Source organism: Pseudomonas sp. BIC9C, from assembly GCF_034541995.1.
GTDB classification, from domain to species: domain Bacteria; phylum Pseudomonadota; class Gammaproteobacteria; order Pseudomonadales; family Pseudomonadaceae; genus Aquipseudomonas; species Aquipseudomonas fluorescens_CC.
Genome location: NZ_JAWDGM010000001.1, coordinates 1,592,940 through 1,609,237, shown reverse-complemented (window position 1 = coordinate 1,609,237; position 16,298 = coordinate 1,592,940). Strand labels below are relative to the sequence as shown.

General features: G+C 60.2%; 8 protein-coding genes and 1 pseudogene. 4 read left to right on the top strand and 5 right to left on the bottom strand.

Features of this window, described 5'->3' with window-relative positions; all coding sequences use genetic code 11:
* Positions 1–152: 152 nt before the first annotated feature.
* Complete coding sequence (locus RS887_RS07510; RefSeq protein ID WP_322614912.1) at positions 153–4,001, bottom strand: EAL and GGDEF domain-containing protein; 3,849 nt, start codon at positions 3,999–4,001, stop codon at positions 153–155.
* Between the two features lie 288 nt (positions 4,002–4,289).
* Between RS887_RS07510 and ettA the strand changes: the two genes are divergently transcribed.
* Complete coding sequence (gene ettA / locus RS887_RS07505; protein ID WP_111288331.1) at positions 4,290–5,954, top strand: energy-dependent translational throttle protein EttA; 1,665 nt, start codon at positions 4,290–4,292, stop codon at positions 5,952–5,954.
* A gap of 372 nt (positions 5,955–6,326) precedes the next feature.
* The gene (gene gdhA, locus RS887_RS07500; protein WP_085718431.1) at positions 6,327–7,664 is read left to right on the top strand and encodes an NADP-specific glutamate dehydrogenase; all 1,338 of its coding nucleotides are present in this window, start codon (positions 6,327–6,329) and stop codon (positions 7,662–7,664) included.
* On the opposite strand, the gene RS887_RS07495 is transcribed toward gdhA, so the two are convergent.
* The 3 genes from RS887_RS07495 to RS887_RS07485 all read right to left on the bottom strand — a co-directional run bounded on the left by RS887_RS07495 (position 7,661) and on the right by RS887_RS07485 (position 11,055).
* Positions 7,661–8,155 (bottom strand): GreA/GreB family elongation factor, encoded by a 495-nt coding sequence (locus tag RS887_RS07495; RefSeq protein ID WP_322614911.1) that lies wholly within the window; start codon positions 8,153–8,155, stop codon positions 7,661–7,663. The genes gdhA and RS887_RS07495 overlap by 4 nt on opposite strands.
* 325 nt (positions 8,156–8,480) lie before the next feature.
* Complete coding sequence (locus tag RS887_RS07490) at positions 8,481–10,334, bottom strand: DUF4105 domain-containing protein (protein ID WP_322614910.1); 1,854 nt, start codon at positions 10,332–10,334, stop codon at positions 8,481–8,483.
* Positions 10,335–10,566: 232 nt separating this feature from the next.
* Positions 10,567–11,055, bottom strand: a complete 489-nt coding sequence (locus tag RS887_RS07485) for a DUF3015 domain-containing protein (RefSeq protein ID WP_007970900.1) — start codon at positions 11,053–11,055, stop codon at positions 10,567–10,569.
* Between the two features lie 277 nt (positions 11,056–11,332).
* On the opposite strand from RS887_RS07485, the gene RS887_RS07480 reads away from it, so the two are divergent.
* Positions 11,333–13,771, top strand: coding sequence for a Lon protease family protein (locus tag RS887_RS07480; RefSeq protein ID WP_322614909.1), 2,439 nt, complete (start codon positions 11,333–11,335; stop codon positions 13,769–13,771).
* 336 nt (positions 13,772–14,107) lie between these two features.
* Positions 14,108–14,449, top strand: a complete 342-nt coding sequence (locus RS887_RS07475; RefSeq protein WP_008052055.1) for a hypothetical protein — start codon at positions 14,108–14,110, stop codon at positions 14,447–14,449.
* A 6-nt stretch (positions 14,450–14,455) separates the two neighbouring features.
* Here RS887_RS07475 and RS887_RS07470 read toward each other — a convergent pair.
* A pseudogene (locus RS887_RS07470) lies at positions 14,456–16,284 on the bottom strand (hypothetical protein).
* Between the last annotated feature and the right edge of the window lie 14 nt (positions 16,285–16,298).

Here is a 16,298-nt window from a genome sequence, read left to right as displayed (position 1 = left end):
TCAAGGATCGGGGGCGGAAAAGGGGGGCATTCTAACCCAATGGGTTTTAGATGGCATATGAAACGGCATCATGTCGCAGACAAGTGGGCTTCATGAGCAGATGTGTGGTGTCTGTGGCGAGGGAGCAAGCTCCCTCGCCACAGTTGTGCTCCTCAGTCAAACATGAAGAGTGCATCATTGCTGAACTGCCCTTCGAACCGGCCTGCCGGCATCGGACGGCCGAACAGGTAACCCTGCACCTCGTCGCAACCGTGCTCCCTCAGGAAATCAAGCTGCTCGTGGGTTTCCACACCTTCGGCGATCACCGCCAGGTTCAGGCTGTGGGCCATGGCAATGATCGCCCGGGCGATCTGCGCATCCTGCTCACCCGACGGCAGGCCGTCGACGAAGGTGCGGTCGATCTTCAGTACGTCGATCGGGAATTGCTTGAGGTAGTTGAGCGATGAGTAACCGGTACCGAAATCGTCGACCGCAATGCTCAGGCCGAGGTTTTTCAGGCCATCGAGGATCTGCATCGCCTCGCTGACTTCGCGCATCAGGATACTTTCGGTGAGTTCCAGTTCCAGGCACGCCGGTGGCAGGCCGGTTTCCTTGAGGATGGTGGCGATTCGCGTGCCGAGCTGGCCGTCGGAGAACTGCCGCGCCGAGATGTTCACCGACACCTTCGGCACCCGTACCCTGGCCTGATGCCAGGCCTTGAGCTGGCGGCAGGCTTCGCTGATCACCCAGTCGCCGACATCCACCACCAGCCCGAGCTCTTCGAGCACGGGAATGAAATCCCCCGGCGGCACTAGCCCGCGGCGTGGATGGCGCCAGCGCAGCAGTGCCTCGGCACCGGTCAGGCGCATGCCGTCGCCGCTGAACTGCGGTTGGTAATACAGTACGAATTCATTCTGTTCCAGGGCATGACGCAAGTCGCTTTCCAGCTCCAGGCGCTCCAGCGCACTGGCATTCATGTCCGCCTGATAGAACTGGAAGTTGTTCTTGCCACGCTCCTTGGCGTGGTACATCGCGGTGTCGGCATTCTTCATCAATTGGCTGAGTTCGTTGCCGTCCTGCGGGCTCAGGGCGATGCCGATACTGGCCGTGACGAAGAACTCGCGGCCTTCAAGCACAAAGGGTTTCACCAGGCTGGCGAGAATCTGTTCGGCCACATGAATGGCCCGGTTCAGGGCAATTTCACGGTTGGCTCGCGGTTGCAGGAGCAAGGTGAATTCGTCACCGCCCATGCGTGCCACGGTGTCGTCATCGTCGACGCAACCGAGCAGGCGCGTGGCCATTTCCTTGAGCATGCGGTCGCCGGCGGCGTGGCCCAAGGAGTCGTTGATCGGCTTGAAGCGATCGAGATCGAGGAACATCAATACCACCCACGACTTCTGCCGTTCGGCCGATTGCAGTGCCGTGTGCAGGCGATCCTGGAACAGTGTGCGGTTGGGCAGGTGGGTCAGGGCATCGTAGTAGGCGAGGCGGTGAATCCGCTGCTCGCTGGCCTTGCGCTCGCTGATGTCGCTGAAGAAGCACACATAGCTGGCCAGGTCGCCTTCGTCGTCGAGTACGGCGGTGATCCCGACCCAGGCCGGGTAGTGCTCGCCGTTGCGGCGCTTGAGCCAGACTTCGCCTTCCCAGGTGCTGTGCTGGCCCAATTGCTTGAGCACGTAACGCAGATGGGTTTCCTGCTGCTCGTCGACGGTCAGCATGTTCGGCAACTGGTCGAGGACCTGCTCCACGGCATAACCGCTGACACGGCTGAAGGCTTCGTTGGCCTGGACGATGTAGCCGGCCGGGTCGGTGATCAGGATCGCCGAGGTCGAGTGTTCGAATACCGTGGCGGCCATGCGCAAGTCTTTTTCGGCCCGGCGTTGCTGGCTGATGTCGCGACCGACGCCGAGCACGCCTTCGAACGTGCCGTGCTCGTCCCAGACCAATACCAGGCGCAATTCGATCGGGATCTTGCGCCCGTCGGCCCGCAGGCAATCGAACAGGAACAGTTGGGTTTGCACCTGGCTGCGCAACAGCGCCAGTTGGTCCGGCTGATCCAGCGCTTTGCTGACCCGGTCCATCAGGTGGTAGATGCCGGTCAGTTGTTGCGGGTTGGCAATGGTCGATTGCCAGCCGTTCTGGAAAATCCACTCGGCGTCGTAGCCCAGCACGGCTTGTACCGAAGGGCTGACGTAATTGAGGTTAAGGCGGTTGTCGGTGGAGAAAATCACGTCGCTGATGCTTTCGGCGAGCATCCGGTAGCGCTGCTCGCTGTCGCGCAGCGATTCGCTGGCTTCGATCTGGTCGGTGATGTCCTTGGCCACGCCGATGATCCGCGTGACCTGGTCGTCCTTGTCCCGCGCCAGCGCCTGTTCGCGAATCTCGAAGCGTCGCCACTGGCCGTCCCGATGGCGGAAGCGCAACTGGCACTGCATCAACTGGCGATAACCGGCCTGGCGCTGGACCTGGCGGGAGCGATGGTAATAGTCGGCGTCTTCGGGATGCAGGAGAATTTCCCAGAAGTATTCGCCCATCTGCTGCAGTTCGGTGCGGTTGTAACCCAGGGTCTGGCCCAGATGGTGGTTGCTGAAGATCATGCGCTGGCTGATCACATCCTGCACATACAGGTGATCCGGCACCGTGCGTACCACGTCCGACCAGAACCCTTCGCGCTCCTGCAATGACAGTTCGATGAGCTTGCGGCTGGTGATGTCGGTGATGCTCAGGATCACCGCGTCATAGTCGTCCGGGGTTTGCGGCAGGCGCAGCACCAGCCACAGGTGCTGGTCGCGACCGCTGGCGTCCTGGTGCTTGATTTCCAGCTCCAGCTGTTGCTGCCGGTTGAGCAGCGCGTCGAGCACCTGGTTGCCGATGGCGGTGCCGTCCTGCGGATTGCCGTCGACCAGCAGTTTCCAGGCGTTGTCGGTGCTATCGACATTAAGCAGTTGCAACGCGACCTGGTTGACCTCGGTGATCCGCAGTTCCTTCAGCAATTGCCGGCGTTGCTGCGGGATCGCCAGCCATGCTTGCAGTTGCTCGCTGCCCTGCAGTTGTGCCTTGTCGAAAAAGACCTTGAGCCCCGACATGTCGAGCACGCACAAAGCCACGCCGGTGCCTTCGAAAATGTCCTGATAACGCCGGCGGCCTTCATTCAACTGGCGCTGACGTCGGCGCATGTTCAGCAAGGCAAGAAACGGCAGCATGGAAAGCGCCAGGCCCAGCAGGCATTTACCGATGAACGCCGGCAGCAGTTCCTCCAGCACGCGCTGACGGTCGAACAAGCCGCGCAATTGCCAATCGCTGCTGCTCAGCGGAACCGTCAGCACGCTGTTGGCGATGTCGTCGGCGGTCAGTGTCCCTGGGTTGACCGAGGGCAACGCTTCGTCACGGCTGACGATCTGATGATTGATGCGGTTTTCCACCAGCCACAACGGACGGTCCCCGGCCTCGCTTTGCTTGGTCAGGGACGAAAAGAAGGTGGGGGTCAGGCGCAAGGCCCAATAGCCTCGGGAGCTGCCGCTGGCCTGATGCAACAATAGATGCACCACGGAACCGTCGGTGGCGTTGCTGAAGTAGTGCGCCTGGGCGTGGCTGCGGCGTACCAGTTCACCCAGGTAGTCGCTGTCATCGCTGTCGGGAGCGCTGTCACTGATGACTCTTCCCGAGGGGCTGAGCAAAGCCAGGCTGCGCAGATCAGGTAGCGACTGTTGCAGCTTGCGCAGCAGGGCCTGCAGCTCATCGGCGTCCTGCGGTTGTTCGACGATCGGCAACAGGTTGAGGGCGATCTGCGCGTTGAGTGCCATGTTCAGGCTGACCTGCGCGGCCAGATCGGCGGTGTAGTCGATGGTGTACTGACGCTGGTTCTTCTGGGTTTCCCGCAACTGGTCGAGCAACTGCCAGAACAGCAGGGCCAGCAGCAAAAGTACCAGTGTCGCCAAGGTGCCCATCAAAGTCCCGCGCAGGGGAGCGCCGGGCGCAGTGGCCGGCGCACTGGAAGTCAGAGGCGGGGGGACATTGGACAAGCTGTAATCCTGCGGTTTGGCTGGACTGGCGCGACGTGCACTATAAGCCGGACGCCCGAAGGGCGGCTAGCATGCCTTGAGTTGTGGCGATGTGCCAGCCCTGTCCGTCGGCTGGACTGCCACTGGTCAATAAGGTAGCTTTGCCGGTTACGCGGGGGCGTTCCAGCTCCTAGACTCAGACTTTTTTCAGCGCGCACGTTTTGATCCCCTCAAGCGAGCGACGCGCATGGTCTGGCCGGGCATTGCCTGCGCTCCAATCATTCATCAGTCACTGACCCTAGGTTCTCCATGGCTCAATACGTATTCACCATGCATCGGCTGGGCAAAGTTGTTCCGCCGAAGCGGGAAATCCTGAAAAACATTTCTCTGTCGTTCTTCCCCGGCGCCAAGATCGGCGTGCTCGGCCTCAACGGTTCGGGTAAGTCCACGCTGCTGAAAATCATGGCCGGCGTTGACACCGAGTTCGAGGGCGAAGCCCGTCCGATGCCGGAGCTGAACATCGGCTACCTGCCACAGGAACCGATCCTGGACCCGACCAAGACCGTGCGTGAAGTGGTCGAGGAAGCGGTCAGCGTGATCAAGGACGCCCAGGCGCGCCTGGACGAGGTCTATGCGGCCTACGCCGACCCGGATGCCGATTTCGACAAGCTGGCGGCCGAGCAGGCCAAGCTCGAAGCCATCCTGCAAGCCAGCGACGGCCACAACCTGGAGCGTCAACTGGAAGTCGCCGCCGATGCGCTGCGTCTACCGGCCTGGGATGCCAGGGTCGAACACCTCTCCGGTGGTGAAAAGCGTCGTGTGGCCCTGTGCCGTCTGCTGCTGTCCGCCCCGGACATGCTGCTGCTCGACGAACCGACCAACCACCTGGACGCCGACTCCGTTGCGTGGCTTGAACACTTCCTGCACGACTTCCCGGGCACTGTGGTCGCGATCACGCACGACCGTTACTTCCTGGACAACGTTGCTGGCTGGATTCTGGAACTCGACCGCGGCGCGGGCATTCCGTACGAAGGCAACTATTCGGGCTGGCTGGAAGCCAAGTCCGATCGTCTGGCTGCCGAATCCAAGCAGCAGTCGGCCCATGAAAAGGCCATGAAGGAAGAACTGGAGTGGGTGCGCAAAGGCGCCAAGGCCCGCCAGTCCAAGTCCAAGGCTCGTCTGCAACGCTTCGAAGAAATGCAATCGCAGGAATTCCAGAAGCGCAGCGAGACCAACGAGATCTACATCCCGGCCGGTCCGCGCCTGGGCGACAAGGTCATCGAGTTCAAGAACGTCACCAAGGGCTACGGCGACCGCGTGCTGATCGACAACCTGTCGTTCTCCATGCCTAAAGGCGCCATCGTCGGCGTGATCGGCGGTAACGGTGCCGGTAAGTCGACCCTGTTCCGCATGCTGATGGGCAAGGAAACTCCGGATTCGGGCAGCATCGAAGTCGGTGAAACCGTGCAGCTTGCTTGTGTGGATCAGAGCCGCGAAGACCTGGACGGCAGCAAGACCGTGTTCCAGCAGATTTCCGACGGTTCCGACCAGATCCGCATCGGCAACTACGAGATCCCGTCGCGTACCTACGTCGGTCGCTTCAACTTCAAGGGTGGCGATCAGCAGAAGTTCGTCAAGGACCTGTCCGGTGGTGAGCGTGGCCGCTTGCACCTGGCCCTGACCTTGAAGGAGGGCGGCAACGTCCTGCTGCTCGACGAACCGTCCAACGACCTCGACGTCGAAACCCTGCGTTCCCTGGAAGAAGCCCTGCTGGACTTCCCGGGCGCCGCCATTGTGATCTCCCACGACCGGTGGTTCCTTGACCGCGTCGCGACGCACATCCTGGCGTACGAAGACGACTCGCAAGCGGTGTTCTTCGAAGGTAACTACACCGAGTACGAAGCCGACCGCAGAAAGCGCCTCGGCGAAGCGGCTGCCCAGCCGCATCGTGTACGCCACAAGAAACTGGCCTGATTTCGGGTTGGTTGCATAAAGAGCGGAGCCTTCGGGCTCCGTTTTTTTTGCTCGGTTTTTTCAGTGGCTCCGAGGGGGAATTCATCGCTGGCAAGCCAGCTCCCACAGTTTTCGCGGTGATTACACATCCAGGACATGGCACAGATCCTGTGGGAGCTGGCTTGCCAGCGATGGCGGTGTAACTGTTGGTGCATTACTTGGACTTTGCCTCCCCATTCAGGTGCAAAACCCGTCAAAAAAGCAGCCTTATTTATATCCTGTGCACCATTTAATTTCATAGGTGCGACATTTTGCGCTGTTCTTGTGCGCAAGTCGTTTGTTACAGTCCGGCGCAATCTCCTACAACGACAATCAATTTGCCGAGACTTTTCCATGATCGAATCCGTCGAATCCTTCCTTGCCCGCCTGAAAAATCGCGATCCGGACCAGCCTGAATTCCACCAGGCCGTGGAAGAAGTACTACGCAGTCTATGGCCGTTTCTTGAAGCCAACCCGCATTACCTGACCTCGGGCATTCTGGAGCGCATCTGCGAGCCGGAGCGGGCGGTGGTGTTTCGCGTGTCGTGGGTCGACGATCAGGGCAAGGTCCAGGTCAATCGCGGGTTCCGCATCCAGATGAACAGCGCCATCGGCCCGTACAAGGGCGGCCTGCGTTTCCATCCGTCGGTGAACATGGGCGTGCTGAAATTCCTCGCCTTCGAACAGACCTTCAAAAACTCCCTGACTTCATTGCCCATGGGCGGCGGCAAGGGCGGTTCGGACTTCGATCCGAAGGGCAAGAGCGATGCCGAGGTCATGCGCTTCTGCCAGGCCTTCATGAGCGAGTTGTATCGCCACATCGGTGCAGACGTTGACGTGCCGGCCGGGGACATCGGCGTCGGTGCACGGGAAATCGGATTCCTGTTCGGCCAGTACAAGCGCCTGAGCAACCAGTTCACCAGTGTGCTGACAGGCAAGGGCCCAAGCTACGGCGGCAGCCTGATTCGTCCGGAAGCCACCGGTTTCGGTTGCGTGTACTTCGCCGAAGAAATGCTCAAGCGCCGTGATCAGACCGTTGAAGGCAAGCGCGTGGCGATCTCCGGTTCCGGCAACGTTGCCCAGTACGCAGCGCGCAAGGTCATGGACCTGGGTGGCAAAGTGATTTCCCTGTCCGACTCCGAAGGCACGCTGTATTGCGAAGCTGGCCTGAGCGAAGATCAGTGGCTGGCGTTGCTGGATCTGAAAAACGTCAAGCGCGGGCGGATCAGCGAATTGGCGGCGGCGTTCGGCCTGGAGTTTCGCGCCGGCCAGCACCCATGGTCGCTGCCGTGCGACATCGCGCTGCCATGCGCCACGCAAAACGAACTCGATGCCGAAGCTGCGCACACTCTGCTGCGTAACGGCTGCGTATGCGTGGCCGAAGGCGCGAACATGCCGACCACGCTGGAGGCTGTGGATATCTTCATCGAGGCCGGCATTCTGTTCGCCCCGGGCAAGGCATCCAACGCCGGTGGCGTGGCGGTGAGCGGTCTGGAGATGTCGCAGAACGCCATGCGTCTGCTGTGGACCGCTGGCGAAGTGGACAGCAAGCTGCACGCAATCATGCAGTCGATCCACCACGCCTGTGTGCACTACGGTGAAGAGAACGGACGTATCAACTACGTCAAAGGCGCGAACATCGCAGGCTTCGTCAAAGTCGCCGATGCCATGTTGGCCCAAGGCGTGGTTTAAGACGGTTCGATGCGGATCACTTCAATCAGTTGATCGCCGGCAGGACGCTGCCACAGCACTTCATCGTTGAGTCGTGCGCCGAACAGCGCCCGGCCCAGTGGTGAACCCCAATTGATCAGGCCGTGGGCGGCATCGGCCTGATCTTCGCCCACCAGTTGTACACGGCGCTCGGTGTTGTGTTCATCGGCATAGGTCACCCAACTGCCGAACTGCACTTTCTCGGTCGAAGTCGCGGCGGGTACCACCTGAGCGCTGCCCAGGCGCTGCTTGAAATAACGCAAATCACGTTCGAGATCCGCCAGGCGCTGCTTGTCGGCCTCGTCGCCTTTTGCCGATTGTTCAGTGTGCTGGGCTTGCAGTTCGGCGACCTTGGCCTGCAACAGGCTGAGGCCTTGCGGCGTGACGTAATTGGGCTGCGCGCTGACCTGCCGTTCGACAGGCTGGTCGGCTTGCGCGGCGGCGTTATCTTCATGGACGAAGGCACGGCTCATGGAATTCTCCCGGTACAGGGTTTGGATCATGGTCGCAGGCATCTGGTTTCACTGGATGTCTGAAAGCGACTTACGGCGAGTGATAGGCCCGGGCCTATCACTCGCCACATTTCGAACTCCCATGCCCCAACGGCCCATAAGGAAAGTCTAGAAGCAGGCTCGTCAGGACGGTGTGCCAGGGCGGTGAAAAATCATTCAAACCCGCATCCCCCCTGTGGGAGCGGGCTTGCTCGCGAAAGCCATCTGTCATTCAGCAGAGGTGCTGACTGACACACCGCTTTCGCGAGCAAGCCCGCTCCCACAGGGGGCGGTGGTGTGTATCAGGTCAGTAGTGATACCACTTCAGCTCAAGCATCACTTCATTCTCGGGCGTCGCCAAATGGCTGAACTCGCGCCGGGCACTCAAGCGCAGTCCGAGATTGCGGGATATTTCCCATTGCTGATTCAGGCTCAGGTTACGACGCACTTCGCCATTGGTGAAGAAATCACCCTTGGCTTCCAGACTCAGGTTGCCCACCGGGTTTTGCCACAGCACACCACTGTTGAAGCCAGCGGCCGGCGCGATGAAGGCGGCGAAGTCATTGTTGTGTTCGATACGCACAGTGCCCAGGGCAAATCCGAGCAGGTCATCGCCCAGTTGCCAGGTCCCACCGCCACCGCCGTTGACGTGGCTGACCAGGGTTTGGTCATTGTGCTTGCCCGGCACCCGCTCCAGGCCACCGGTGACTTGCCATGACAGTGGTTGCAGCAATTGGTTACGCGGGGTCAGGGAGCGAATGGTCGCCAGGTCCAGTTGCTGTACTTGCCAGTCATTGCCTTCGTACTGGCGCAGTTTCAATTGCAGGATTTCGATCTGCGCGCCCAGTGGAAAGCTTTCGCTGTTGTCATCGAGGTCGTGATAAGCCATGCGCAAGCCGTACTCGCCAAAGGCTCTGTCACCCCGGGTGCCGAGGCCGAGCTGCCAGGTACGGGACTCGTGACCGTCTTCAGGCAGGCCGGGTTGCGCGATTTCCAGCTCCGGCGCCGGGTTCTGGTTGATTGCCCGCAGCAGTTCGAAACTGCGCTGGGCACGCGCCGGGTCGCGTTCCTGGCCATTGGCGCGGTAACGCTCCAGTCGATAGGCCGCATCAATGATCAGCGCCTGGCGCTCGCGGGGTTGTGCCTTGAACGCCGGGTCCTGCAATCGGTTCTGATCGGCGCTGACTTTCAACACCCATTGCTGCTCTTCAGGGTTCAGCGGCTCGGCGCGACTGAGCAACTCGCGCTCCCGGGACGGACGATACTGGATGGACTCCACCAGCCCGGCATTCTTCACGGCTTTGACGGTGTCGGTCGGGATGGCCGTGAGCGGGAATTGCCCGGTCAGGCGCAAGCTCGGGCGGGCCACTTGCAGCAGTTCCAGTAAACGGTATGAGCAGTTTTCGTCGAAGAAGAAATAGTCGAACTTGATCTGCTTCAGCTCCCAGACGTGCTCGACCATGCGTGCGGTTTCCTGTCGGGTCAGGTTCAGCCGGTATTCCCACAGGTCGCGGTTTTCCAGGCTGCGGTATTCCGAGAGTTTTTCCTGGTAGGGCACCATTGCGAACAAGCCGGGGTAACCGCCCATCAGGCCTTTCCAGGCATAGAGGATGCTGTTGTCCGAGCCCTCGATGTAGGCGCCGAAGTTGATCGCGTAACTGAGCAGCGACGTCTTGTCGCTTTTCACTTCGGCCTGATCGATGCGCAGCAGGGTGTGGCCAAACATCGAGGATGGGCTGTTCAGATAGGCTGCCGGGAAGATCATCACCGCACTGTCCGGTGAGACGTCCTTGAACCATTGCCTGAACCCGGCGCAATCCGGCGTCGGCAGGCCGGTCAGGCCGAGCTGTTCTTTCAGCCAGCGGGTGCGGGCCGGGTAGACGCATTGAGCGTGTGTTTCACCGGCACTGGCCGGGGCATACAAGGCTTGTACCGTCGCCGCCAATTCATGGTCCGGGTGTTCATTGCCGTCAGCGGCGAGGAAGAATTCCCTGTCGCTGACATAGCTGCGCCAGCCGCCGAGCTTGGCGGTTTCGTAATGGCCCAGGGATATCCAGAAAGGGTCGTTGGCCAGTTGCTGCAAACGTTGTGGGTCGATGTGAGGCGCGGCGAACAGCGGGGCGCAGACACACAGCGCCAGCCAGGCAAGGCGTTTGAGCATAGGTGGCAACTTAAACAGGAAAAAATGAAGACCCAACGAGGTGGATGCCGTTTACCTGTAGGAGCTGGCTTGCCAGCGATGGTCGTTAACGATAACGCGTGTCTACTGGATAAACACAGCGCCTTTGAAACCATCGCTGGCAAGCCAGCTCCTACAGTCAGCGACATTACCCGAGGAGGGGCAGGTCCAAAAAACAAAACCCGCTTCCCGAAAGAAGCGGGGCAGGTCGAGCTTAGGCTTGAGTCGCGTACTTGGCCAGACGAGGGTCGGCCTTGAGCACGGCCAGGGTGTTGGTATGCACGTCTTCGGCAGTCACGTCAGCCTTGCTGAAGATCTGCTGGAAGTGCTCGTGAGTGACGGCGGCGAAATGCGCACGGTCTTCCGGCGCCACGCCCAGTACCACGGCATAGGTGGTCAGCGCTTCTCCCTGACCTTTGGCCATGTCTTCGGACAGCTCGTTCATCATGCCATTCATGGCAAACCAGGATTTGCCGCCATAGGTCAGCGATGCATTGGTCGCGCAACCGTTGGTGCCGGAGGTCATGCCGAAGGTTGCGTTGCCGGAGGTGCCGTTGGTGGTGGATGCCAGGAAGTGAGCCGGAGTACCACGCTGACCTTCGAACAGCATGTTGCCCCAACCGCAATCCGGGCCACCTGGCGCCTGAGCCATGGCGTTGATGGATACAGCGGTGAAGAGAGTACCGAGAAGAATCCGTTTCATAGCTTTGTTCTCTTTAGGTGCCTACCAATGGACAAGGGGTCTGGCCCGTCTGGTGCCAGTGGGCCGGTCATTAGTCCAGCCGCGCAGTCTGGAGTTTAGGCACGATCACGGGGCTCCGTGATTTTTTGCAAAACATTCCTGGGAAACGGCGGCGAAAGCCCGGCCCGCCTGGGGTTGGCGGATTGACGATGCTCCGGCCAACGGCGCTCCTTGCCAGTCGGGCATGGGCGGCGCCAGAATGCTGCCATCTGCCCCGCCTGATTGTTAAGGAAGCCCGATGCCTGATCCTGTTGCTGCCAGCTTGCGTCTAGCGCCCGAAGCGCTGACCCGTCCGTTTTCCGCTGAACAGTTCAGCTTCTCTACCACCAATGATCTGGAGCCCTTTCGCGGTGTGCTTGGCCAGGAACGTGCGGTCGAAGCCTTGCAGTTCGGTGTGGCCATGCCACGCCCCGGTTACAACGTATTCGTCATGGGCGAGCCTGGCACTGGCCGGTTTTCGTTCGTCAAACGCTACCTCAAGGCCGAAGGCAAGCGCCTGCAGACCCCGGCGGACTGGGTCTACGTCAACAATTTCGATGAGCCTCGCGAGCCGCGCGCACTGGAGCTGCCGTCGGGCAGCGCTGGCGCCTTCATCGGTGATATCAACGGTTTGATCGACAACCTGCTGGCGACGTTTCCGGCAGTTTTCGAGCATCCGTCCTACCAGCAGAAGAAAAGCAGCATCGACCGCGCCTTCAATCAGCGCTACGACAAGGCTCTGGACGTCATCGAGCGTCTGGCGCTGGAAAAGGAGGTCGCGCTGTACCGCGACGCCAGCAATATCGCCTTCACCCCGATGAGCGACGGCAAGGCGCTGGACGAAGCTGAATTCGCCCAGTTGCCGGAAGCCGAGCGCGAGCGCTTTCACGAGGATATTTCGGCCCTGGAGGAGCGCCTGAACGAGGAGCTCGCCAGCCTGCCGCAATGGAAGCGTGAGTCGAGCAACCAGTTGCGTCATCTGAACGAAGAAACCATCACCCTGGCCTTGCAGCCATTGTTGTCGCCATTGTCGGAGAAGTACGCCGAGAACGCGGCGGTTTGCGGTTATCTGCAAGCCATGCAGGTGTATTTGCTCAAGACCGTGGTCGAGCAACTGGTGGACGACAGCAAGACTGACGCTGTCGCCCGCAAGTTGCTGGAAGAACAATGCGCGCCGAGCTTGGTGGTCGGTCACTCGGCCAGCGGCGGTGCGCCCGTGGTGTTCGAGCCGCACCCGACCTACGAAAACCTCTTCGGCCGTATCGAATACAGCACCGACCAGGGCGCGCTGTATACCACCTACCGTCAGCTGCGGCCGGGGGCCTTGCACCGGGCCAACGGTGGGTTCCTGATCCTTGAAGCGGACAAGATGCTCAGCGAGCCATTCGTGTGGGATGCGCTGAAACGCGCCCTGCAATCGCGCAAGCTGAAAATGGAATCGCCACTGGGCGAGATGGGCCGTTTTGCGACCGTTACCCTGACGCCGCAACACATTCCGTTGCAGGTCAAAGTCGTCATCATCGGTGCCCGTCAGCTGTATTACACGCTGCAAGACCTTGATCCGGACTTCCAGGAGATGTTCCGCGTCCTGGTGGACTTCGACGAAGACATCCCGATGGTCGACGAGAGCCTGGAGCAGTTCGCCCAGCTGCTCAAAACCCGTACTTCCGAAGAAGGCATGGCACCGCTGACCGCCGATGCGGTGGCGCGCCTGGCGACTTACAGTGCCCGTCTGGCCGAGCACCAGGGGCGCCTGTCGGCGCGTATTGGTGACTTGTTCCAACTGGTCAGCGAGGCGGACTTCATCCGCCATCTGGCCAGCGATGAAATGACCGACGCGGGGCATATCGAGCGCGCGCTCAAGGCCAAGGCCACTCGGACCGGGCGGGTTTCTGCGCGGATTCTTGACGACATGCTGGCCGGGATCATCCTGATCGATACCGCTGGCGCGGCGGTCGGCAAGTGCAACGGTTTGACCGTGCTGGAAGTCGGTGACTCGGCCTTTGGTATACCGGCACGGATTTCCGCCACGGTGTACCCGGGTGGCAGCGGCATCGTCGACATCGAGCGCGAGGTCAACCTCGGCCAGCCGATCCACTCCAAAGGCGTGATGATCCTTACCGGTTATCTGGGTAGCCGTTACGCCCAGGAGTTTCCGCTGGCGATTTCGGCGAGCATCGCCCTGGAGCAATCCTACGGTTATGTCGATGGCGACAGTGCTTCCCTGGGCGAGGCCTGCACCCTGATCTCGGCCTTGTCGAAGACCCCGCTCAAGCAGTGTTTTGCCATCACCGGTTCGATCAACCAGTTCGGCGAAGTGCAGGCGGTCGGCGGAGTCAACGAGAAGATCGAGGGCTTCTTCCGTCTGTGCGAAGCCCGTGGGTTGACCGGCGAGCAGGGGGCAATCATTCCTCACGCCAACGTCGCCACGCTGATGCTCGACGAGAAGGTGCTGGCGGCGGTGCGTGCGGGGCAGTTCCATGTCTACGCGGTCCGTCAGGCCGACGAAGCCTTGAGTTTGCTGGTCGGCGAGCCGGCCGGCGAGCCGGACGAGAATGGCGAATTCCCTGAAGGCAGCGTGAACGCGCGGGTCGTGGAGCGCCTGCGGGTTATCGCGGAAATGATCAGCGAAGATGATCTGAAAGAAGCCGAGAAGGAGTTGGCGCAAGAGGCGTTGGCGGAAACAAAACCAGCGTGATGCGCACTTGAAGTCATTCACACCGCTCTACTGTGGGAGCGACGGTGCGGCGATCCGACCTGCTCGCGATGAGGGACTGACATTCAACCCATGTGTTGACTGAAGGTCCGCCTTCGCGAGCAGGCTCGCTCCTACATTTTATGTATGGATCACCCCAAAAGCGTCGTCGAAATGACGTCAATATTCACACTATGACCATTCGGCGCCTTTCGGTCTCGCCCGGCCTGCAAGCCAGACTTTTCTTCTATTCTCTGCTCAGGGATATCGAGAGTCATCACAGGATCGAAACAGCCTTCCCGAGGGGGCTGAATACCGGATCTACCGAGGGTCGCCGCCATGTCGCGCAACCTCTGCCTCACCCGTCAATGCCTGGGCCTTGTAACCCGTATCGAGTGTGCCATCCGTCCATTGGCGGGAGATACGGGCATGTGGACTCTGCTGTTCGCCGCCGGAATGGCCGGCGAACAGCCTTCGGCCATCAAGGCCCAAGGCCCGTTTCATGGCCCATTCGTCGCTGAATCAATCCTCGACACCATTGTTGAAAGCCTGACTTTGCACGGCTACGAATTGGCCGACGATCCGCAAATCTGGTGCCTGCACTTGCAAGCCCAACTGCGGGAAATCAATGGTGGTCGCTGCCGAAACATGGGCGGCTTCGAGTTTCACCCCGAGCACTGAGTCGCACTATTGATCAAGGCGCGTCATGTCGGCCTTGTCGAGTCTGACCTCGAAACCATATTGCACGGTGGCGAGGTCAGTGCGCTGATAGGTTTCCAGGCGCGCAGGCTGCCCGTAGAAGTAATGCACGGCAAACTGCGCCGGACCTTGTGCGCTCGCGCCATGGCTGACCGATAGAATCTCCTTCAAGTAGTTACCGCTGTCGTCCTTGGCGAAAAAGCGCCAGTCCTGGGCGGGAAATGCCTTTAGATCCACCACCAGTGCATTGTCTTTGAGTCCGAGGCCTTTGGGCAGTTGACGGGCCTCCACGGTTTTTTTGTCGACCGTGGCCAGGAACAACGGCATCGAGCCCACTGCATAGGCCGGCGTTTGCGGAAACAGATTCAGATCGTAAGTGATGGTGCCGCGCAGGGGATCGATCTGGTACGCCTCAGACGGCAGTTCGATCGGCTCGTCGCGATTGCCGCGAGCGTCTTCGGTGAAGAAACTCACCGGGCTTTCACCGGGATTGAACGATGTGCCAAGCAGTTCATCGTTGAAGCTGCGCAGATGAGTGAATTCGATTCGCGCAGCACTGGGGTCGTCGACCGACTGACTGATGCTGACGTTCTTTTTCAGTTGATCCTCAGTCAGCGTTGCCCCTTTCAGCCAGCTCGCCGCCTGGTCGTCATAGACCACCACGGGCAGGTTCAAGGGCTGGATGGTCTTGTCCGTGGTAATGGCATCAAAGCGCCGGATCGGCAGGTCGAGGTCCTTTCGGGTGACTGTGACGGCGGAAAAATCCAGCATGCTGACTTCGAGGGTTTCGATTGTCCCGTTGAAGTACACCTTCGAATAATGTCGAGCCTGCTGTTTCTCAAAATTGCGTTGTTCATCGTCGAGCTGTTTTTCCAGGGCCTCGCTCCAGCTCTTTTGCTGCTGCATCTTGGCCAGCTGCTGCTGATAGAAGGCAATTTGTACCGCGGTTTCGTTGATTGAGCCGGCGCGCGTGATGAATTGCCCGGTGCTGTCCCTGGCCTGGACGATCAGCGGGTTCAGCGGTGTTTCACTGACTTCGGGGGCCGGCGGTGCGCTGTTGTTGTATTCGATTTCCGCGTAGTTGTTCGTCAATGTGAGCAGGGTGACGCTCAGGTTGTCATTGGTGCGAGTCTGGCCTGCGTCCTTTTTCGTCAGGTCGAAGCTGTAGAGGCGGCGTGGCGCGATGACTTCGACTTTGCCTTGCAGGCTCACCGGTTGCGGTTGCTGCTTTCTGTCGATGTCGAGGCCTTCGATGAAGGGTAGGCCACGGTCAGGTCATCGGGGTTGGTCAGGTTGGAGCTCGACGGGCTGAGTTGAATGCCGGGGTCGGTTTCCGACCATTCCGGCTGGAATGGAATCACTCGTTTATTGCTCAGGGTAACCGACTGCCATTCCAGGCCATGGGGAAACAAAAACGCGGCAGGAACGCTGAACGTGAACGGGAACACCGGTTGCAAATCGGTCAGGTAGTCGGAACCGGAGTCCTTTTGCAGCACGAACAACCCGTTGATGTAGGTGTCGACCAAGGCCTGTGGGGTCGGGTAGTGCTTGAGCATGGCGAGGGCGTCTTCGCCGTATTCGGTTTCCACCGGTTTACTGTCGAGCTTGAGTCGGGCGCGCTCGAGCAGCAGCAGTGAGCCGCCCAGCTCCGACACGGCATCCTTGAGTTTCGGATCCTGGATGGCGTCCAGCGACTTTTCGAACTGCGCGGTTTTTTCTTCGAGGCTGACCTGGCGTTTTTCATCGCTGGGTGGGCAGCCACTTAGCAGCAGCGCCAGGCAAATACCGGCACTCGTCAAAGGCAATCGCACATCCATTTCCAGTCTTCCTG